This window comes from Stenotrophomonas sp. AR029 (assembly GCF_047520695.2).
Classification (GTDB): Bacteria; Pseudomonadota; Gammaproteobacteria; order Xanthomonadales; family Xanthomonadaceae; genus Stenotrophomonas; species Stenotrophomonas sepilia.
Genome location: NZ_JAXBQQ020000003.1, coordinates 124,752 through 145,970, shown reverse-complemented (window position 1 = coordinate 145,970; position 21,219 = coordinate 124,752). Strand labels below are relative to the sequence as shown.

At 66.0% G+C, this 21,219-nt stretch carries 15 protein-coding genes and 1 pseudogene; 7 read left to right on the top strand and 9 right to left on the bottom strand.

Going from position 1 to position 21,219, the window contains the following annotated elements; genetic code table 11:
* Positions 1-16: 16 nt before the first annotated feature.
* Positions 17-691, bottom strand: coding sequence for a hypothetical protein (locus tag ACM0PB_RS12905; protein WP_065178684.1), 675 nt, complete (start codon positions 689-691; stop codon positions 17-19).
* A 40-nt stretch (positions 692-731) separates the two neighbouring features.
* Positions 732-1,250 (bottom strand): hypothetical protein, encoded by a 519-nt coding sequence (locus ACM0PB_RS12900; protein ID WP_065178683.1) that lies wholly within the window; start codon positions 1,248-1,250, stop codon positions 732-734.
* Between the two features lie 215 nt (positions 1,251-1,465).
* Here ACM0PB_RS12900 and ACM0PB_RS12895 point away from each other — a divergent pair, with 215 nt between their 5' ends.
* The 3 genes from ACM0PB_RS12895 (at position 1,466) to ACM0PB_RS12885 (ending at position 5,375) form a co-directional block, all read left to right on the top strand.
* A complete protein-coding gene (locus ACM0PB_RS12895; protein ID WP_139726570.1) occupies positions 1,466-3,955 on the top strand; it encodes a DEAD/DEAH box helicase in 2,490 nt (829 codons plus the stop codon).
* Complete coding sequence (locus tag ACM0PB_RS12890) at positions 3,952-4,980, top strand: ribonuclease H-like domain-containing protein (RefSeq protein WP_065178681.1); 1,029 nt, start codon at positions 3,952-3,954, stop codon at positions 4,978-4,980. Before ACM0PB_RS12895 ends, ACM0PB_RS12890 begins: the two co-directional genes overlap by 4 nt.
* 80 nt (positions 4,981-5,060) lie before the next feature.
* Entirely contained in the window at positions 5,061-5,375 is a 315-nt protein-coding gene (locus ACM0PB_RS12885) for an I78 family peptidase inhibitor (protein WP_053497987.1), read from the top strand.
* Between the two features lie 40 nt (positions 5,376-5,415).
* On the opposite strand, the gene ACM0PB_RS12880 is transcribed toward ACM0PB_RS12885, so the two are convergent.
* Complete coding sequence (locus ACM0PB_RS12880; RefSeq protein WP_414604514.1) at positions 5,416-7,407, bottom strand: M56 family metallopeptidase; 1,992 nt, start codon at positions 7,405-7,407, stop codon at positions 5,416-5,418.
* Between the two features lie 3 nt (positions 7,408-7,410).
* A complete protein-coding gene (locus tag ACM0PB_RS12875; protein ID WP_005421039.1) occupies positions 7,411-7,797 on the bottom strand; it encodes a BlaI/MecI/CopY family transcriptional regulator in 387 nt (128 codons plus the stop codon).
* A gap of 188 nt (positions 7,798-7,985) precedes the next feature.
* Between ACM0PB_RS12875 and ACM0PB_RS12870 the strand changes: the two are divergent.
* Positions 7,986-9,046, top strand: a pseudogene (locus ACM0PB_RS12870) (serine hydrolase domain-containing protein).
* 77 nt (positions 9,047-9,123) lie between these two features.
* Here ACM0PB_RS12870 and ACM0PB_RS12865 read toward each other — a convergent pair.
* From ACM0PB_RS12865 to ACM0PB_RS12850, 4 genes are all read right to left on the bottom strand, one after another.
* Positions 9,124-10,368: an HlyD family secretion protein gene (locus tag ACM0PB_RS12865; RefSeq protein ID WP_065178678.1), complete on the bottom strand. Its 1,245-nt coding sequence runs from the start codon at positions 10,366-10,368 to the stop codon at positions 9,124-9,126.
* Entirely contained in the window at positions 10,365-12,485 is a 2,121-nt protein-coding gene (locus ACM0PB_RS12860) for a peptidase domain-containing ABC transporter (protein ID WP_414604513.1), read from the bottom strand. Before ACM0PB_RS12860 ends, ACM0PB_RS12865 begins: the two co-directional genes overlap by 4 nt.
* Positions 12,486-12,974: 489 nt before the next feature.
* The gene (locus tag ACM0PB_RS12855) at positions 12,975-13,136 is read right to left on the bottom strand and encodes a hypothetical protein (RefSeq protein ID WP_155760601.1); all 162 of its coding nucleotides are present in this window, start codon (positions 13,134-13,136) and stop codon (positions 12,975-12,977) included.
* A gap of 235 nt (positions 13,137-13,371) precedes the next feature.
* Positions 13,372-14,478, bottom strand: a complete 1,107-nt coding sequence (locus ACM0PB_RS12850; RefSeq protein ID WP_414604512.1) for an SDR family oxidoreductase — start codon at positions 14,476-14,478, stop codon at positions 13,372-13,374.
* Positions 14,479-14,674: 196 nt separating this feature from the next.
* On the opposite strand from ACM0PB_RS12850, the gene ACM0PB_RS12845 reads away from it, so the two are divergent.
* Positions 14,675-14,983, top strand: a complete 309-nt coding sequence (locus ACM0PB_RS12845) for a hypothetical protein (RefSeq protein ID WP_065178674.1) — start codon at positions 14,675-14,677, stop codon at positions 14,981-14,983.
* On the opposite strand, the gene ACM0PB_RS12840 is transcribed toward ACM0PB_RS12845, so the two are convergent.
* Positions 14,971-16,029, bottom strand: coding sequence for a DNA topoisomerase IB (locus ACM0PB_RS12840; RefSeq protein ID WP_065178673.1), 1,059 nt, complete (start codon positions 16,027-16,029; stop codon positions 14,971-14,973). The two genes, ACM0PB_RS12845 and ACM0PB_RS12840, sit on opposite strands and share 13 nt — an antisense overlap.
* Before the next feature lie 111 nt (positions 16,030-16,140).
* Here ACM0PB_RS12840 and ACM0PB_RS12835 point away from each other — a divergent pair, with 111 nt between their 5' ends.
* Positions 16,141-16,530 (top strand): I78 family peptidase inhibitor, encoded by a 390-nt coding sequence (locus tag ACM0PB_RS12835; RefSeq protein ID WP_032954733.1) that lies wholly within the window; start codon positions 16,141-16,143, stop codon positions 16,528-16,530.
* Between the two features lie 173 nt (positions 16,531-16,703).
* Positions 16,704-21,158, top strand: coding sequence for a glutamate synthase large subunit (gltB, locus tag ACM0PB_RS12830; protein ID WP_414604511.1), 4,455 nt, complete (start codon positions 16,704-16,706; stop codon positions 21,156-21,158).
* Positions 21,159-21,219: the final 61 nt, after the last annotated feature.

Below are 21,219 nucleotides of genomic sequence, written 5' to 3'. Positions count from 1 at the left end.
CACCCTCATGCGTCCTTCAACGCGTTCCCGCGCGCCGATACACGCCATTGAAGCGCACGTTCATGCCACCGCATTCGCTGTTGTCGGCCACGATCAGCACCTCACCCAGCGAGTGCACACGCACCCGGCACGTATCCTCGGCGAACTCGACATCGGCACCCTGCGGTGTGGCACGCGCTTCCACCTGGCCCAGGTTCGGCCCATACGGGCGCTGTTCCGGCGTGGGGTTGGCGGAGGGCCAGTAGGCGTCGCCATCCACGTGCAGTTGCCCCCCCTGCACGGTGATGCGCAGGCCGTTGTCGCCATCTTTCCAGTGGCCCGTCCAGTCCTGCAGCGTGGGCACGGCCACCGGCAACGGCTGCAGCTTGCTGCGGTCGACCCAGCCGGCGCTGCCGCCCACCTTGTTGGGGAAGAACGCGCAGCGGTAGCGGCCCAGGTCGCGACCGGTCACCACCGTATCGCCGCTGACCACATAGCTGCGCTGGCGGCAGGCCGGTTCGCCCTTGGCGGGGCAGCCCTCCATGTCGCCGAGCAGGTACAGGCGCGGTGCATCGACCACCCGCGCCAGCGCGAACCGGCTCTGTTGGGAGGGGAACGCGCCATTGCGGCAGGCGCCGCCATCGGCGATATCGGACGCGAACGCGGAGGCCGGCAGCAACGCGGCCAGCAGGCAGAATGAACGCAGGGACATGACAGCATTACCGGTGGGGGAGCCCGCAGGATATACCGGCCTACTTCACTGGCGCTGTGTCGCCGGCATCCTGCTCCTGTGAGAACCGCAGCGCGCGCTGCTGCTGTTCGGCACTGAGCTCTGGCGGTGGCCGCGCCACGGCCGCCTGGATCTGGTCGGGACCCCCGGTGAGTTTGTTGATGCCTTTGGCTGCCGCCAGCACACCCTTGACCACGCCCATCATGATGTAGCCACCGCCCATGCTGACCTGCTCCGGCGATGGCGGTTCGCTCCAGTCGCGGCTGAAACGGTTATCGCCGAACTTCACCGGGTTCTTGAAGCGGTACAGGTCCAGCGGCTCGTCATCGGGCTTGAGCGCACGCACTTCGCCGAGGGTGGTGACGTTGTCCTGCGGCAAGGTGGTGGAGATCGGTGCGGTGGGGGCAGACGGCGCATCTGCGGGGGGAACGGGTGCAGGATCGGGCACCGCCACCGGCGCGGCCTGCTGCGCCTGTGCGATGCCGGCCAGCAGCATGCCGGCCAGGAGTGCTCCCTGCGTTCCACGTCGTGCCACAGCCATCCACCCTGTTGGTTGTGTCCAGCGCCCAAGCATACGGATGCCGGCTTCAGATTTCGTTGCTGCACTGGCCGCTGTTCAGCCAAGGGAGATGCGGCCACACCACGGGACGCGAGCACTGAACGGTTCACGTCTCCGTGTGTGGTGTCTCACATCCTGAGACACGGATGTGGTGCCATGTGACCCCTCGCAATCCGTCCCGGCTCCCTCCCTCTTCCATGGCCTACGAACTCGCCAAGCGCACCGCCGATGCCGAGCAGAAGCTCGCCACCCGCGATGGCCTGCCCGCCCGCGATGGCGCGCTGCTCAGCGCGCGCCTGCAGCGCCGCTACCAGGACCGCATCACCGGCAGCTTCGCCATTCCCGGCCGTGAAGGCCGCTACGCGCCCGTTCCCGACTCGGTACCCCCGGCGCTGGCCGCTGCACTGAAGGCACGCGGCATCGAGCAGCTCTACAGCCACCAGGCCGAAGCCTGGGAGGCCAGCCAGCGCGGCGAGCACGTGGCCATCGTCACCCCCACCGCCAGCGGCAAGTCGCTGTGCTACACCCTGCCGGTGGTCAGCGCGGCCATGCAGGACAAGGCCAAGGCGCTGTACCTGTTCCCGACCAAGGCACTGGCCCAGGACCAGGTGGCCGAGCTGCTGGAGCTCAATCGTGCCGGCGATCTCGGCGTCAAGGCCTTCACCTTCGACGGCGACACCCCCGGCGATGCGCGCCAGGCGATCCGCCTGCATGGCGACATCGTGGTGTCCAACCCGGACATGCTGCACCAGGCCATCCTGCCGCATCACACCAAGTGGGCACAGTTCTTCGAGAACCTGCGCTACATCGTCATCGACGAGGTGCACACCTATCGCGGCGTGTTCGGCAGCCACGTCACCAACGTGCTGCGCCGGCTCAAGCGCATCTGCGCGTTCTATGGCGTGCAGCCGCAGTTCATCCTGTGCTCGGCCACCATCGGCAACCCGCAGGCGCATGCCGAGGCGTTGATCGAGGCACCGGTCACCGCCGTCACCGAATCCGGCGCGCCCACCGGGCCGAAGCAGGTGCTGCTGTGGAACCCGCCGGTGATCAACCCCGACCTGGGCCTGCGTGCCTCGGCGCGCTCGCAGAGCAACCGCATCGCGCGCATCGCGATCAAGTCCGGGCTGAAGACCCTGGTGTTCGCGCAGACCCGCTTGATGGTCGAGGTGCTGACCAAGTACCTGAAGGACATCTTTGACCACGACCCGCGCAAGCCGCCCCGCATCCGCGCCTACCGCGGCGGTTATCTGCCGACCGAACGCCGCGAGACCGAGCGTGCGATGCGAGCCGGCAACATCGACGGCATCGTCAGCACCTCGGCGCTGGAACTGGGCGTGGACATCGGCAGCCTGGACGTGGTCATCCTCAATGGCTACCCCGGCAGCGTGGCCGCCACCTGGCAGCGTTTCGGCCGTGCCGGTCGCCGCCAGCAACCCGCACTCGGTGTGATGGTGGCCAGTTCGCAGCCGCTGGACCAGTACGTGGTGCGGCACCCGGACTTCTTCGCCGAAGCCTCGCCCGAACATGCGCGCATTGCGCCGGACCAGCCGCTGATCCTGTTCGACCACATTCGCTGCGCGGCCTTTGAACTGCCGTTCCGGGTCGGCGATGGCTTCGGCCCGATCGACCCGGAAGTGTTCCTGGAAGCGCTGGCCGAAACCGAAGTCATCCACCGCGAAGGCGAGCGCTGGGAATGGATCGCCGACAGTTATCCGGCCAACGCGGTCAGCCTGCGCGCGGTGGCCGATGGCAACTTCGTGGTGGTCGACCGCAGCGACGGCCGCCAGCAGATCATCGCCGAGGTCGATTACTCCGCCGCTGCGCTCACGCTGTATGAAGGCGCCATCCACATGGTGCAGTCCACGCCCTACCAGGTGGAGACGCTCGACTGGGAGGGCCGCAAGGCCTACGTCACCCGTACGCATGTGGATTACTACACCGACAGCATCGACTTCACCAAGCTCAAGGTGCTGGACCGCTTCGATGGTGGCGTGGCCGGGCGCGGTGATTCGCACCATGGCGAAGTGCACGTGGTGCGGCGCGTGGCCGGCTACAAGAAGATCCGCTACTACACCCACGAAAACATCGGCTACGGTCCGGTGAACCTGCCCGACCAGGAACTGCACACCACCGCAGTGTGGTGGCAGCTGCCGCAGGCACTGCTGCTGCGCGCCTTCGCCAGCAGGCAGGATGCGCTCGATGGCTTCCTCGGTGCGGCGTATGCGCTGCACATCGTCGCCACCGTGGCGGTGATGGCCGATGCGCGCGACCTGCAGAAGTCGGTCGGCAACGGCGATGGTTCCTGGTTTGCGATCGCCGACCAGAGCGGCCGTGGCCAGTTGCGCGGCAGCGAGGGTGATCCTGGCGTGGTCGAACTGCTGCAGGAATTCGTGCCCACTGTGTATCTGTATGACAACTTCCCCGGTGGCGTTGGCCTCAGCGAGCCGTTGTGGCAGCGTCAGGCGGAGCTGGTGCAGCGCGCGCGTGAACTGGTGCAACGCTGCGACTGCAAGGCCGGCTGCCCGGCCTGCGTCGGCCCGGTGCTGGCTGCACAGGAAGAGGATGAAACCTCGCCACGTGCGCTGGCATTGCGCGTGCTCGACCTGTTCGACGCCGAGGCCTGCCGGCACGTGCCCGACGTGGTGGCGTCCGCGCGCGACCCGATGGAGCTGCTGGCACCGTGAGCCTGAGCCTGGACAAGCTGCGCCTGCTGCGGAAGCAGGCCGGCGACCCTAAAGCGGCCACGCCGGCGGCGTCGGACGTTGCCCCTGCGCCACCGGCACCACCGGCCGCCAACGATGCGCAGCAACCACCGGCCGAGCGTTCGGTGTTCGCCTGGGTCGAGCAGGAGATCCGCCACAAGCCCACAGGTGCTGCGGCAGCCACATCGGCACACACACCGGCCCAACTGCGGCGGCCGGAAGTGGGCAGCCTGCATCGCCTGCTCGGCATGCGCTCGCGGAGCGGCGCCACGCCGGCACGTGCCAGCGCACAGGATCGCCAGCTGCCGGGCGAGGAAATCGCGCCGGGTCTGTTCCTGATCGAATCGCTGCAACCTCAGCCGATCCCAACTGCCCCGCTGTCGCTGGCCTTCGCCAAGCGCGAAGACCAGCACGTGGCTGCACGCGATCTGCTGTTCTTCGACACCGAGACCACCGGCCTGGCCGGCGGCACCGGCACCCGTGCCTTCATGATCGGCGCGGCCGATTGGCATGTGTGCCCGCAGCGTGGCGAGGGCCTGCGCATCCGCCAGTTGCTGATGGCCACCATGGCCGCCGAGGACGCGATGCTGGCCACCTTTGCCCGCTGGCTCCAACCGTCCACCGTGTTCTGCAGCTACAACGGCCGCAGCTACGATGCGCCGCTGCTGAAGGCGCGCTACCGGCTGGCCCGGCAGCCGGACCCGATCACCGCACTGGACCATGTCGACCTGCTCTACCCCACGCGCCGTCGCTATCGCGGCAGCTGGGAGAACTGCAAGCTGTCCACCATCGAACGCCAGCTGCTGCGCGTGGTGCGCGAGGACGACCTGCCCGGCTCGGAAGCACCCGGTGCATGGCTGCGCTTCCTGCGCGGCGGCGATGCGGTGAACCTGCGCCGGGTGGCCGACCACAACCACCAGGACGTGGTGACCCTGGCCCTGCTGCTGCAGCGGCTGGTGCGCGAGGAACAGCGCGAGCGCGAGACACTGGCGCTGGTCGGGCGGTAATGACACACGGGGCCGCGTTGACATGCCCTGACGGTGGCAGCGGTGACACTGCCACCACCATCCACGCCTGGAGCCCGACGATGCGCCTCAATCCGCTTGCCCTGCTTGCCATTCTGCCACTGGCCGCCTGCAGTCACGCCGGCGGCAGCACCGCCCCCGATCCCACGCCGGCGCCCGTGGCCGACGCCGCGCACGAATGCAAGCCGGAGGCGCTCGAGGCCTTCACCGGCAAGACGGCTGACGAAGCCACCATCAAGAAGCTGGTGGCCGCCAGCGGCGCGCGCGGTGCACGGGTGGTCAAGCCGGGCATGGCGGTGACCATGGACTTCCGCCAGGACCGCGTGACGGTGCAGGTGGATGCGCAGAACCGGATCGAGCGCGCCAGCTGCGGTTGATCGCCCCAGGGTAGTGCCGGCCGCTGGCCGGCACTACCGATCAGAGTCGCTCGGCCTTGCCACTGGCCAGGGCGCGCGCGATCACCTGCTGCGCCTGCTGCGACGCCTGGGCATGCACGCGTGCCTGGCGCTCGCCCAACGCGGCCTGCTGGCTGCCCAGCGCAGCCTGGCGGCTGGCCAGTTCAGACTGCTGGCTGGCCAGGCGCTGCATCTCGCGGGTGTCGCTGGCGCGCGCGGTTTCGTTGTCCACGTCCTGCATCGCACGACGTGCCTGTGCGGCGGCCTCACGTGCCGCCTCGCGGGCAACGGCCACATCGTAGGTCGCGCCCCGCGCCGCCTTCGCCGCTTCCGCAGCCGCCTCACGGTTGATGTCGTGGGCGGCCATCGCGCTACGCGCTACCTCGGCGGCGGCCAGTGCGATGCGGCGCGATTCCTCGCCCTGCAGGCGGCCCATTTCGCCCATCTGCCTGCCGAGTTCACCCTGCTGGCGACCCAGCACGCTTTGCTGCCGGCCCAGTTCGCTCTGCTGGCGGCCCAGCTCTACGGCACCGCTGTAGGCACGCTGCAAGGTCTGGATCAGCATCGGGTCACGCACCACGTAGCGCTTGTGACCCTGGCGGAACCACAACGCCGGGCCCTTGCCGAGCTGCCTGCGGGCCACCGTCACGTCGTCCATGCCGCCGTTGGCGAAGGTCGAATCACCATAAACCAGAACGAAGGCCTCCCGGGGCGACCTGCCCAGGTCGAGGCGACCGTAGGTGGTGATGGAGGTGGCGGCCGACGTCGTGCCTTCATCGTCTTCGGCCATGCCCGTGGCATCGTCGACATCGGCCACATCGGCATCGTCGGGCCCGGTCGCGTCAGCGGGTTCGGCCGGCGTGGCCGGTGCTGCAGGCGCGGCCGGGGCCGCCGGCACGCCCGCGGCGGATGGCGGTGCGGCCGGAGCCTTGGGAGCCTTCGGCGGTGCTGGCGCCACGACCTTGGGTGCCGCCGGTGGCGCGGGCGGTGCCGGCGGCACCGGCGCTGCGACCAGTCGCATCGGCGCCACGCCCACCACCACCACCACAGCAGTCAGCGCCATCGCCAGGATGCGGGGGCAGGCCCGGCGCGGCTGCAGCGAGAGCAGGCGACGCTTGAGGCTGGTGGCATCCGGTGCGGCACTGGCCACGCCCAGGTGCGGCTGCGGTGCCACCCCCAGCTGCAGCAACAGACGGCCATAGGCCTGGCGGCTGGCAGCGTGCTGGCCCACCACCGCTGCGTCCACCGCTTCTTCGCGCGCTTGTGCATATTCACGCACCGACAGGCGCAGCAGCGGATGGAAGAAGAACAGGTGCTGGGCCAGCGCAGGCAGCAGGCCCCACTGCAGGTCCCGCCGCTGCAGGTGCTGCAGTTCATGGGTCAGGGCCAGGTCCAGTGCGTCGCCCTGCAGGGCGTTGTCGCCAGCCGGCAACAGCAGCACCGGGCGGAACGGACCGACCAGCTGCGGTGCGTCCACCTGCGTGCTCATCCACAACCGCGGCGCAGGCCGCACGCCATGTGCATCGGAAGCCAGCTGCAGGGCCTGCACCAACGCCTGGTCCTCGCAGGGATAGGCCGCTGCCAGCAGCGCGCGGCAGCGACGCCACTCACCAAAGGTACGCAGCGCCATCAGCAGCACGCCGGATGCCCACAGCGCGGCCAGTGCGACGGCCCACCACGCCACTGCCGGTGCGTCCGCTGCAGGCATCGGCATCGCGGCCAGCAACTGTGCCGAGGCCTCCGGGGCCAGCGGGTAGACGATATCAGCGGCCACGTCGGTCGCGGTCGTCGCCACCGCCTGCGGGGCAGGCAGCCAGGCCAACTGCAACGGCTGGCTCCAGAACAGGCCGAGCACGGCCTGCAGCGAGACCAGCCACCACAGGCGGCAGCGGGTCGCCGCCGACAGCGACGGCAGCGCGCGGCACAGGCCGTACACCAGCGCCACCAGCAGCACGGTCTGCAGGCTGGTCCAGCCCAGGCGTTCCAGCATCGGGATCAGCATCGTGGTGTCCATGGCTCAGCCCTCGTGGCGACGCGATTGGAGTTGGGCGACCAGCGCTTCCAGTTCGGCCAGCTCGTTGTCGCTGACCTTCTGCCGCTGCGACAGATAGGCCACGAACGGCGACACCGAGCCCTGCAGGGTGTTGTCGACAAACTGCGCCACCGCGCCCTGCAGCACGCTCTGCGGGCCGCGGGTGGCCTGGTAGCGGTAGATACCGTCCTGTTGCCGGCGCTGAAGATACCCCTTCGCCCGCAGGCGCTCCATCATCGTCAGCACAGTGGAGCGGGCCAGCCCGCGGGCCTCGCCGTAGCCACTGGCGACCTCGCCGACACTGGCCGGCGCATGTTCATCGATGTACTGCAGCAGGGCCAGTTCCTGGTCCCCGATGGTCTTGCCGCGCATGACACCACTCCCTTGACTACACGTGTCGCCACTGTCAGCTTGACGACAGCTGTAGTCAACCCCCCGGAAGTCACGGGCCGACGAACGGTAGGGCACCGAGCGCTTAAACCTTCGACGCGCTGTCTGCATCCGATTCGCAACGCCCGCTGGAATTCCGCATGTTCCGCCCAACGCTCCGAGTCGTGCTCATGCTCATCAGTGCCCTGCCCTTCGCAGCCGTCTCTGCCAGCCAGGACCAGGCCAACGACCAGACCCGCCGCCTGATCCGCCAGATCATGCTGGAGCAGCGCATCCCCGGGCTGCAGGTCGCGGTGGTCAAGGACGGGCAGATCGTGCTCTCCGAAGCCTACGGCCTGGCCAACGTCGAGAACGGCGTGCTTGCCTCGCGGGACACCCGCTTCCCGCTCAATTCGGCCACCAAGGCGTTTACCGGCGTGGCTGCCGCACAGCTGGCACAACAGGGGCAACTGGATCTGGACGCGCCCGCCTCACGTTACCTGGATGATCTCCCGGCCACATGGAGGGAGGTGCGCGTGCGTCAGTTGCTGGCACACACCTCGGGACTGCCGGACATCCTCGATGCCAACGGCCTGCTGGGCGGGGGCTCCGAAGCGCAGGCATGGACGGCGGTCAGCGCGCGACCGCTCGAAGCGGCACCCGGTCAGCGCTTTGCCTACAACCAGACCAACTACGTGCTGCTGTCGCGGATCATCGCGCGGCAATCCGGCATGTCCTACGAACGCTTCGTTGCCACCGGCCAGTTCAGTGGTGCACGCATGGCCCGCACCACCTTTGGCGACAGCTATGACCTGATTCCGGATGTGGCAACGATGTACAGCCTGGCGCCGCGCGCCACCGATGCGGCCGACATGCCGCCGCGCCTGTCGCACTGGTTCTACGACATGCCGCCGAGCCTGTGGGCTGGCTGGTCGCGCTGACCGAAGGCCGGCTGTTACCGGAGACGGCCATGCGGCGGATTTGGAGCGCAGAGCGCCTGGCGGATGGCCGTGCCGGCCCGTGGGCGGGTGGCTGGGCGGTACTACGCGCATCGCCCGACCTTCAGGTGGCCGGCATCGGCGGTGCGCGCTCGGCCTTCGTGGTCTATCCCGAGCGCGGCGTGGCGGTAGTGGTGCTGACCAATCTAGTCGGTGCCAATCCGCAGCAGTTCATTCCGCGCATTGCCGACTTCTATGCGACTGCTGAAACAGCGCTCAGACGCGGCAGGCAGCGGCAACACTGCGAGGGGTAGCGCATGCCGCTCCTGGAGTATCTCCATCCATGTTGGCGGCAATGAGCGCACCGTGTCCGCGATGTGCGCATCATCAACTATCTCGTAAATTTTCCCGTGACAGAGTAGAGCGGCTCGAGTAACCACTCATAGAGCTTTCGGCGCTCTCCCATAATATCTGCTTCAAGCTGCATACCTGGACGCAGTGGCTCGCGGTTCCCATATGCCAGAACATCCTGGTGGTCCAGCGAAACGAAGACACGATACAGGGACTGATTTGGATCGTTGCTCTCCTTACTTTTCATCATTGCGCTTCTGGAGATGCGAATTACGGTGCCCTCATGAGTACCGAACTTTTGGTAGGGATATGCTTGGTACCTCAGCAAAACTCGATCACCCACTTTCACGAAGCCTATCGCGGAACTCGGGACAAGCAACTGCGCTCTTAGCTCGGACCCTTCGGGTAGCAAGCTAAGAATCGCCTGACCTGGCTGTACGGCCTGTCCGGCCTCGACCAACCGGTTCGCGACAAGTCCGGCTACGGGAGCCCGAAGAAGGAGTTCGCCATCGGCCTCCATCCGAATAGTTTCCTGGCTCAGTGCCGCCAAGTCCCGCTCAGACGCGGCCTTAGTCGACAGCCTCTGCTGAGGAATCTCCGCAAGGCGCTGCTCCAGTTCAGCCAGACTCCTACGAATTGACGTCGCTTGGCGTTGGAGCGCCTGCTGTGCGTTCACCATCTCAAGTGTCGATTGCTCTTGCTGGTTGATCTGAACGAGACTCACATAACGCTGATCCTCCACGCTTCTATAGCGAGCTACGGTTTCGCGCCCGATCCTTACCTGCTCGCCGCGTGTCTGGATCTCAGACTCAATCTGGGCTAGCTCTTGCAACATCGCGCTGCGCTGCGCTTTGGCGCCGTCCTGCTGGGCTGCAAACTGTCTGTCCTGAAACTCGCTGATCGCGCTTACGCTTGCAATTCGGCTCCTCTGGGCATCGAGCAAGGTAGACACAGAATCGCGACCGGAGGACGTGACTCTTGGAACATTCACTGTCAGCAGTCCATCTTGAACACGAACATGGTCGCCCTCTTCCACATTCAACCTTGACACGACACCTGCAGAGGGAGCGACGACTGTGGACAGCCCGAGATCTGGCACAAGTTCACCCAGTACCCGCGATCTGCGCGAGTACTCGCCCAGGTACAGGAAGCTGACAATTGTCGAGGCAGCTATCGCTGCGAAGAGCCCCAGAATCCAGAATCGAACAGGTTGCGCGAGAGATATCGCCCCGAGCCAGCTGCGCCGCTGTGCGTCCACTGCCTCCTTTCGGAACAAATCGCTCATGAAACAGTGACCTTTTCACGCTGTTCTCCGTTCGCCAAAGGACCCGAAGGGCTTCGCTTCAGTTCCGGAGCAATCGTCCCCGCATGCATAACGAGGACTCGGTCGGCACTAGCGATCGTCTCGGGACGATGAGCAATGATCACTCGGGTGAGGTCAAGCTTCCGCACCGCGTTGCTGACAAGCCTCTCTCGATCCACGTCCAGATGGCTGGTTGCCTCGTCAAGAAAGAGAAAACGAGGCTTCCGATACAAGGCTCTAGCAAGGATTACCCCCTGCCTTTGGCCTCCCGACAAGGAGGTTCCCATGTCTCCGATCAGGCTGTTATACCCCATTGGCATCGCAGAGATATCGTCGTGGACTGCAGCTAGGCGAGCTGCCTCACGCACTCGATCTTCGTCCCAGTCCTGATCCTCGAAGGCAATATTTTCACTCACACTTCCCGCGAAGAGCTGATCATCCTGCATTACAGCTCCGATCACTCGGCGATAGGCATCCATGTCGAGCTTGGAAAGCGGCACGCCCCCGACTCGAACCTCGCCTTCGGAGGGTTGCAGAAGGCCAAGCAGAATCTTCAGTAATGTTGTCTTTCCGCAACCCGAGGGACCGATGATGGCCACCGATTCGCCGGGCTCAATCACCAGGCTACAGTTCCTGAGTACCCACGGCTCACCACGAGCATAGCGAAAGCCAAGTCCATCGGCCTCGATACGCAGATCATCAGGGGGCAGACCACCTGACCTTAAAGAAGGGCTCTCCGGCTCCGTGAGAACAATGTCAGAAAGCCGCTCACCATGTAAGCGAAGCATGCGGAGTTCCACCCACTTGTCGATCAAGGCGCCCACGCGCTGTGAGAACTGATCCTTGTAGGCAAGGTAAGCGATCAGCATACCCACTGAGAACACGCTCTCCATTGCGAGAAGCGCTCCAATCCAGATGACCGCGATGCGTTCCAGACCAAACACAAATTGGCTTGCGCCACTGAAACCCAGGCCAAACTTCGAAAGCCAAATGTCTCGGTTGATGGCATCGTTCAAAAGGTTGAAGTAGCCAGCTTGGCGAATCGACTCGCGGCCCGCGACCTTCACTGACTGAACTCCGCGGATTGACTCAAGCAGATGACTCTGCTGTTTTGCCCCCGCGAGCAACTGCGCCTCGGTTCCGCGCCGAAGAGGATTAAATGCTAACGCGCGCGCGACGGCATACAGGGCGACGGCGATTAGGGTGACGAGAGCGAGCTTCCAGCTGTACAGCAACATCATGCCAAGCGTCACTGTCATCATGAGACCGTCGATCAGCGCTTCAACAAAACTTGTCGTCAGCGTTCGCTGAATGGCCTGAACACTCCCCATGCGCGAGGTGACGTCACCCAGATGGCGCTTCTCAAAGTAATCCAAGGGCAAGTGCATGAGATGTCGAAAGACGTTGCCGGTCCACTGCAGGCTCAACCGATTCGACAGATAAATCACCGCTCTGCCGCGAATCTGTCCGATGCATACCTGCAGTACAAGTGCCAGACCAAAGCCGAGGCCAAGTACAGTCAGAAGGTCTCTATCGGAAGCGACTAGTGCCTGATCAACTGTCCATTGCATGAAGAATGGCGCTATCAGCACGAATATTTGAAGAGCAACTGACAACATCAGCAGCAAGCCGAGGGATCGCCATAGCCCTTCGATCTTTCCGGTCAATTGCTTCAGCGAGACTGCGGCTGGAGGCGGCGTGACCTGGAACTCTGCGGTTGGATGGAGCTCAAGAGCGATGCCCGTAAAGTGCCGCGAGACCTCTTCGAAGGATAGCTTGCGCTTGCCAAATGCCGGGTCCAGGACAGTGACGCTGCTTCGATGGAGCTTCTCAATCACCACGAAGTGATTAAGGTCCCAATGCGCGATGCAGGGCAGTTGCAGCTGGCTCAGATGCTCCATGTCCAAGCTCAACGGGCGACAACGAAAGCCAAGCTTTGCCCCAACGTCAATGATGTGAGCCAGCGTAGCGCCTTTGAGCGAGAGCGGATACCGGCGACGAAGTTCCCGAAGCCCGGCCTTGTTGCCATGGTGCGCCGCGACCATGGCCAAGCATGCAAGACCACACTCAGCCACCTCAGACTGTATAGGGGCGTCCATGCGTCGCCCTCCTAGTCGTGAAAATACTTCATCGATTGCGTTCTCAATTGCGGTGGATCTCCAGACTAAGCGGACGCCCGCTGCAAAATGCTTTCAAAGAACTTTGAGAATAGGATGTAAATTTCGCCACCTTGACTCCAAAGGAACCACAGCAATGCAATCGCACCAAGAACATGAGCGTCCCGCCTTTTGACTCTGAAAACATAGAACTTGCCCCGCTCACCTCCACCTTTTGAATCATCTGATTGCACAAATGGCTCCACGACGAAAAATGGAAGATGCCGGGTAGAAGCACCCGGCATCCAAGGTAATAGGAAGCAACTAGACTATGACGTCAGTGGAAGAATCGGGAGAGGCCGCGTACTCCTTCATCGCGCCCCAAGCACTACCTAGAGCTGAACCCACCATCCTTCCCCAGTTCCAAGTCTGCCAATCTCCACCTGAAATTTCTCCGATTTCATCGCAATGTAGCTCTCGAAATCCCCTCATTTACTTTGGCTCCATATAGCTGGTTCCATTGAACCCGTCCAAGACGCCGCCTACAAAGTCCGCGATTTCATTTCGTTCGTAGTAGACAAACGCGGCCACAGCGGCCCAAGGCAGCCATCCTCCTGAGATGCTATCGATCTGATCTGCAGAAATCTCTTTCATGGAATGCTCCTTATCCTTGATGAAGGGACCATCTTCTTTAACGAATACAACCAACACGGCGGCAGTTCAGGACTCCGCATTCACGCCGCAGGTCAACGATGTGCTTGAATTTGCATTCACATCCATGAGGAAAGTTGCAAATCGCCTGGCACTTAGTAGGCAGGCAATGACACTAGCCTCACGTGAGAATATTGGGTTGGCGATCCCGTCTTGGGTGGACCCGAACAGGTTCCCCCTACCCGCGTGGCCCACCCATCACCGGCAGGATCGCCCCGCTGATGTAGCTTGCACAGACCGGCGAAGCCAGGAACACATACGCCGGTGACAGCTCTTCAGGCTGTGCCGGCCGGCCCATGTCGCTGTCCTTGCCAAACTCCGCCACGTCTTCGGCCTGCTTGTCGGCGGGGTTCAGCGGCGTCCATACCGGCCCCGGCGCCACGCAGTTCACGCGGATGCCGCGCGGCAGCAGCTGGCTGGCCAGCGCCTTGGTGAACGCATGGATCGCGCCCTTGGTGGCCGAGTAGTCGATCAGCGCCTTGCTGCCGAAGATCCCCGTTTCCGAGCCGGTGTTGATGATGCTGGCGCCTTCGCCCAGATGCGGCAGTACCGCACGCGCCATCTGGATGTAACCGCCGATGTTGGTCTGTAGGGTTTCCTGCAGGTGCGCATCCTCCAGATCTTCCAGGCGCTCGCAGTGCAGTTGGAACGCGGCGTTGTTGACCAGGATGTCGATGCCGCCGAACGCCTTGGCCACCTGCTTGACGGCCTTGTTGCAGAAACGCGGATCGCGCACATCGCCGGCGATCACCACGCAGCGGCCGCCTTCGCGTTCCACGTGCTGGCGGGTGATGTCCGCGTCTTCGGCCTCGTCCAGGTGCAGTACCGCCACATCCGCACCTTCGCGCGCGAACAACACTGCCACCGCACGGCCAATGCCGGAGTCGCCACCGGTGACGATCGCACGCATGCCCTGCAGCTTGCCGCTGCCCTTGTAGTCGGGCGCAAGGAAACGGGGCGCCAGCTCCAGTTCGTGCTCGTGCCCGGGCTTGGCCAGCTGCTGTGCCGGCATCGCCTCCGGCTGCCGGCGTGCGCCGGCCTGGGTGGCGGTCTTCTTCGTTGCCTTCTTGGCCGCGCGGGCGTCCTTGGCCTTCTCCTGGTCCTGCAGGCGCCGCTGCCGTGCAGCGACGCGTGCCGCCCGTGGATCACTGGCGGCTGCCTTGCGGGTTGCGGTCTTCACCACGCGCGGGCGATCAGGGTCGGCGACCGTCTTGGTCGGGGTGCTGCCTTTGCGCACTTTCGGCGATGCCTTACGGCGGGCGGGGGTCTTCCTGGTGGTGGCCATGCAGGTCTCCTCGGGAGGGAAAGGGGCTGCCGGCCAGCGGCCGGCACTACCGGGGGGCGGCCCATGCCGCTCCTGCAGTGTCTCCACCCACGCTGTTGGCGGCGGTGAGCGCGCCGTGTCCACGATGTGCACGGCATTCATTCCGCCACCACGTCTGACGTCGCACCCTGCACGCAATCACACAAGGAGTGCCTCCATGAAACATGCCATCGCCACCGCCGCCGCCTGCTTTGCCCTTGCCGCCTGCAGCAGCACACCGATGGCCCAGGTGCAGCCGATCGACGGCGTGATTTCCGGCCAGTGCCACAGCGACAAGGTGCGCGGCGCGGTGGGCCTGGCCGCCTCGGACGCCACCGTGGCCCGCGCACGCGTGGACAGCGACAGCCTGCACGTGCGGGTCTTGCGCCACGACGGCCCGAGGGTGCCGCCGGCCAGCGAAGGCGGCGACCGCCTGATCATCGAGAAGGGCCGGACCAACAACATCGTTGCGATCTACTGCGGCTGACGACTGCGACTGAGCCGCCGCGCCCGGCGCAGCACTTTCAGGGTGGCCTGCTCCCACTGCCGCGGGCCGCGCAGGCCGGCCAGCGAGGCCAGCTCACCGCGCTCCCAGCCGGCAAACACGCACGGGTCGATGTAGGCCTTGCGGCACACGGCCGGCGTGTTGCCCAGCCGTGCCGCCACTTGGCAGACCACTTCGCGCTGCGCCTTGGCCAGCGCGCGCTGGCTGGCCGGTTCCGGCAGTTCGGTGGCGGCCAATGCCTGTACCGCCGCCAGCGTGCCGCCCCAGGTGCGGAAGTCCTTGGCGGTGAAGTCTTCGCCCATCACCTCGCGCAGGTAGTCGTTCACCGCGCCGGAATCCACCGGCTGCAGCGCGCCTTCGTCGTCGCGGTACTGGAACAGCGCCTGCCCGGGCAGCTGCTGGATGCCGCGCACCAGCGTGCCCAGCCGCCGATCGCCCACCACCACCTCGTGCAACTGCCCGGATTTGCCCCGGAAGCGCATGCGCACGCGACCACCGCGCAGCAGGTCCAGGTGGCGGTTGCGCAGCGTTGTCAGCCCGTAGGATTTGTTTTCCTGTGCATAGCTTTCGTTGCCCACCCGCATCAGGGTGTCGGCCAGCAGGGCCACCACCACCGCAAGCACCTTGTCGCGCGGGAAGCCGGGCTGCTTCAGATCGCGCGACAGCCGCCGCCGCAGCGTGGGCAACGCCTCGCCAAAGGCGATGATGCGGTCGAACTTGCCGGCATCGCGCTCCTTCGCCCAATCGGCATGGTAGCGATACTGCTTGCGTCCACGCGCATCGCGGCCGGTGGCCTGCAGGTGGCCATTGGCGTGGGCGCAGATCCACACGGCGGTATACGCAGGTGGAATCGCCAGCGCACGGATGCGCTGCAGGGTGGCGGCATCGCGAACCGCGTGGCCATCGGCATCGCGGTAACTGAAGCCCTTGCCGGCGCGACGCCGGCTGATGCCTGGCTGGGTGTCATCGACATAGCGCAGGCCGGCCGCGCGCGCGGCCTGTCGTTCGGGGGTAGAGGAGGTTGGCATGACCGCAGTGTCGCCGTCGCGATGCCGCGAACCTGTCGATAACAGAAGACAAACACGTGAGGGTCGGTTCGCCGCTATGCTCGGGCTTTCACAATCCCTTCCGGAGTCATGATGTCGTTCCCGATTCGCGCCCGTTCGCTCTCCGCCCTGCTGCTGCCGGCCGTGCTGGCCCTGACCGCCTGCCAGGCTCCGGCGCTGGATGAACAGGATTCGGCCACTGCCCATGCCCAGCAGGCGGCCGAAGCCGCCAAGGCACCGGCCGACGAAACCGGCAAGGCCACCGAGGCACCGCCGGTCGGCACCTGCGATGCCAGCCAGGTGCAGAGCCTGGTCGGCCAGGCCTACGCCGACGCGCTGGGCAAGCAGGCGCAGGAAGATGCCGGTGCCCACCAGCTGCGCGTCATGAAGCCCAATGACGTCGCCACCATGGAGTTCCTCGGCGACCGCCTGAACATCGAAGTGGACGACAAGGGCCTGGTCAGCGGCGTGCGCTGCGGCTGAGCCCGACCGCGCGCCGGCACGGGATGCCGGCGCGTTCTGTTGCACCTGCAACCGTGTATTGCGGCGCTGCAGCAACCTGTGATCTAGTCGAGGCATCCGGTGGCCTCACGATGCGCTCCAGGGAATGAGCGGGGACGAGTGTCGCCGCCAACCCTATACGCATCGAGGTAGAGATGGCCCCCCGCAACCGCCAAGGGCTTTACGACCCGCGCTCCGAGCGCGATGCCTGTGGATTTGGCATGGTCGCCCAGCTCGACGATCAACCTTCGCGCCTGTTGGTTGATACCGCCATCGCCGCGCTTTCGCGCATGACCCACCGTGGCGGCGTCGCCGCTGATGGCCTGACCGGCGATGGCTGCGGCCTGCTGCTGCGCCGCCCCGATGCGTTCCTGAAACTGCTGGCCAGTGAAGCCGGCATCGCCGTCGCCGCACGCTTCGCTGCCGGCCTGGTGTTCCTGCCGCACGATGCCGAGGCTGCACACGCCTGCCGCACGCAGCTGCAGGCGCAGGTCGAAGCGGTCGGCTGCAAGGTCGCCGGCTGGCGCGAGGTACCCACCGACGACAGCGTCTGCGGCCAGCTGGCGCGCGACACCCTGCCACGCATCGAGCAGGTGTTCGTCGATGCCGGCGTCGGCCAGGATGATGCCGGCTTCGCGCTGGCGCTGTTCCTGGCCCGTCGCCGCAGCGAACAGCAGCTGCGCGACCATGCCGACTTCTACGTCACCACCCTCACCCCGGATGCGATCAGCTACAAGGGCATGGTGCTGCCGGACAAGCTCAGCCGCTTCTTCCCCGACCTGCAACGCCGCGAACTGGCCTCCAGCGCGATCGTGTTCCACCAGCGCTTCTCCACCAACACGCTGCCGCGCTGGCCGCTGGCGCACCCGTTCCGGATGCTCGCCCACAACGGCGAGATCAACACCATCGAAGGCAACCGTCGCTGGGCGCAGGCGCGCAGCAAGGTGTGGAAGACGTCACGCTTCGACATCGCCGAATTCGATCCGGTGATCTCCATGCACGGTTCGGATTCGCAGAGCCTGGACAACATGCTGGAGCTGATGGTTGCCGGTGGCATGGAGCTGATCCAGGCGCTGCGCATCCTGGTGCCGCCGGCCACCCAGTCGCTGGAGTTCAAGGACCCCGACCTGGCAGCCTTCTACGAATTCCACGGCCTCAACAGCGAGCCGTGGGACGGCCCGGCCGGCATCGTCGCCTGCGACAGCCGCTATGCGGTTTGTACATTGGACCGCAACGGCCTGCGCCCGGCGCGCTGGATGCTCACCGCCGACCGCCACTTCCTGGTCGCCTCCGAAGCCGGCGTGTGGGAAGTGCCGACCGAGCGCGTGGTGCGCAAGGGCAAGCTCGGCCCCGGCGAAATGGTGGCCATCGACCTCAAGCGCGGCGACCTGCTCGATTCGGACGCGGTGGACCGCATCAACCGCGGCCGCGCGCCGTACAAGCAGTGGCTGCAGCAGGGCGTGACCTACCTGCAGACCGAACTGATCGACCCGTCGCTGGTGGAAGAGCCGTTCGACGAAGCCACCCTGCGCAGCTACCACAAGCTCTACCAGCTCAGCAGCGAGGAAGTGGAACAGGTGCTGCGGCCGCTGGCCGAGACCGAGCAGGAAGCCACCGGCTCGATGGGCGACGACACACCGATGGCGGTACTGAGCCAGCGCAGCCGCCCGCTGTACGACTATTTCCGCCAGGCCTTCGCGCAGGTCACCAACCCGCCGATCGATCCGCTGCGCGAAGACTGCGCGATGTCCCTGTCCACCCAGCTCGGCAAGGAGACCAACATCTTCCATGCCGGCCCGGAGACGGTGAACCACGTCATCCTCAACTCGCCGGTGCTGAGCCAGCGCAAGCTGCGCCAGCTGCTGAAGATGGACCAGTACGTGCAGGCCAACCGCCTGCTCGACCTGTCCTACAGCGAAGACGAGGGCCTGCGTGCCGGCATCGAGCGCATCTGTGCCGAGGCCGAGCAGGCCGCGCGCGAGGGCATGGTGATGCTGCTGCTGTCCGACCGCTACCCGGTGGCCGGTCGGCCGATGGTGCATGCGCTGCTGGCCACCAGCGCCATCCACCACCACCTCTCGCGGCTGGGGCTGCGCTGCGACGTCAATCTGATCGTCGAAACCGGCACCGCGCGCGACCCGCACCACATGGCCTGCCTGCTCGGCTTCGGTGCCACCGCGGTGTATCCGTACCTGGCCTACCAGACCCTGTTCGACCTGGGCCGACGCGGCATCCTCAAGCTCAGCAAGGGCGGCGAGCAGTCGCAGATCGGCCGCCGCTACCGCAAGGGCATCTACAAGGGCCTCTCGAAGATCATCTCGAAGATGGGCATCTGTACGGTGGCCAGCTATCGCGGCGCGCAGCTGTTCGAGATCATCGGCCTGGAACCCGAGGTTGTGGACATGTGCTTCCCGGACACCGCCTCGCGCATCGGCGGCGCCGGCTTCGCACGCCTGGATGCCGACGCGCGCGAGCTGTGCGCGCAGGCCTGGGATGCGCAGCAGGGCGTGGACGTGGGCGGCCTGCTGAAGTACGTGCACGGCGGCGAGTACCACATGTACAACCCCGACGTGGTCACCACCCTGCAGCGCGCCGCGCGCAGCGGTGACCCGCGTGCGTGGCAGCAGTACTGCGATGCGGTGCACGCGCGCCCGCCATCGGCGCTGCGCGACCTGCTGGAACTGGTGCCGGCCGCAATGCCGGTGCCGCTGGACGAGGTCGCCCCGGCCAGCGCCCTGTTCCCGCGCTTCGATACTGCAGCGATCAGCCTGGGTGCGCTGTCACCTGAGGCGCACGAGGCGCTGGCGATTGCGATGAACCGCCTGGGTGGCCGCAGCAATTCCGGCGAAGGCGGAGAAGATCCCGCACGCTATGGCACCGCCAAGCGCAGCAAGATCAAGCAGGTGGCCTCGGGCCGCTTCGGCGTCACCGCCGAATACCTGGTCAATGCCGAAGTGCTGCAGATCAAGGTCGCGCAGGGCGCCAAGCCCGGCGAGGGCGGCCAGCTGCCGGGGCACAAGGTCAACGAGCTGATCGCACGCCTGCGCTATGCGCGCCCGGGCATCGGCCTGATTTCGCCGCCGCCGCACCACGACATCTATTCGATCGAGGACCTCGCGCAGCTGATCTACGACCTCAAGCAGGTCAACCCGACCGCGCTGGTGTCGGTGAAGCTGGTCAGCCATGCCGGCGTCGGGACGATCGCGGCGGGCGTGGTCAAGGCCGGTGCGGACCTGATCACCATCTCCGGCCATGACGGCGGCACCGGTGCCTCGCCGGTCAGCTCGATCCGCTACGCAGGTGTGCCGTGGGAACTGGGCGTGGCCGAAGCGCACCAGGCGCTGCTGGCCAACGACCTGCGCGGGCGCACCCTGCTGCAGACCGATGGCGGCCTGAAGACCGGCTTGGACGTGGTCAAGGCCGCATTGCTGGGTGCGGACAGCTTCGGTTTCGGCACCGCGCCGATGATCGTGCTGGGCTGCAAGTACCTGCGCATCTGCCACCTCAACAACTGCGCCACCGGCGTGGCCACCCAGGACGAGCGCCTGCGCGAGAACCACTTCACCGGCCAGCCCGAACGCGTGGAGAACTTCTTCCGGCTGCTGGCCGAGGAAGTGCGCGGCTGGCTGTCGTACCTGGGCGCGCGTTCGCTGGAAGAAATCGTGGGCCGTACCGACCTGCTGCGGCAGATCGACGCCGCACCGCGCGACGGCGTGCGCGTGGACCTGTCGCGGCTGCTGGCCGATGCCCGCTACGAAGGCAGCCACTGCGCCGCGCAGCGCCTGTACGAATCGCCGGACAGCCTGGCCACGCAGATGGATGGCCTGCTGGCCCCGGCCATCGAGCACAAGCGCGGTGGCGAGCATCGCTTCCTGATCCACAACACGGACCGCAGCATCGGCACCCGCCTGGCCGGCGCGGTGGCGCGCGCGCACGGCAACCAGGGCATGGCCGAAGCACCGCTGGAACTGCGCTTCCGCGGCAGTGCCGGGCAGAGCTTCGGCGCCTTCAACGTCGGCGGCCTGCACCTGGAAGTGGAAGGCGAGGCCAACGACTACGTCGGCAAGGGCATGGCCGGCGGCCGGCTGGTGGTGCGTCCGCCGCGTGGCGCCCGCTTCGAGGCACGCAGCACCGCCATCATCGGCAATACCTGCCTGTATGGCGCTACCGGTGGCGAGCTGTTCGCCGCGGGCCGCGCCGGCGAGCGTTTCGCGGTGCGCAATTCGGGCGCGCTGGCAGTGGTGGAAGGTGCCGGTGACCACTGCTGCGAGTACATGACCGATGGCGTGGTGCTGGTGCTGGGCAAGGTCGGGCTGAACTTCGGCGCCGGCTTCACCGGTGGCCTGGCTTACGTGCTGGACGTGGACCGCGATTTCGTCGACCGCTACAACCACGAGCTGATCGACATCCATCGCGTCTCCGCCGAAGGCTTCGAGAACTACCGCCAGCACCTGCACCGCCTGATCGGCCGCCACCGCGAGCTGACCGGCAGCATCTGGGCACAGCAGATCCTGGACGAGTTCCGCGACTACATCGGCAAGTTCTGGCTGGTCAAACCCAAGGCCGCCAGCATCGAGTCGCTGACCGAAACCCTGCGACGCGCCGCATAACGGTAGTGCCGGCCGCTGGCCGGCATCCCAGGATCACGTAGTGCCGGCCGCTGGCCGGCAT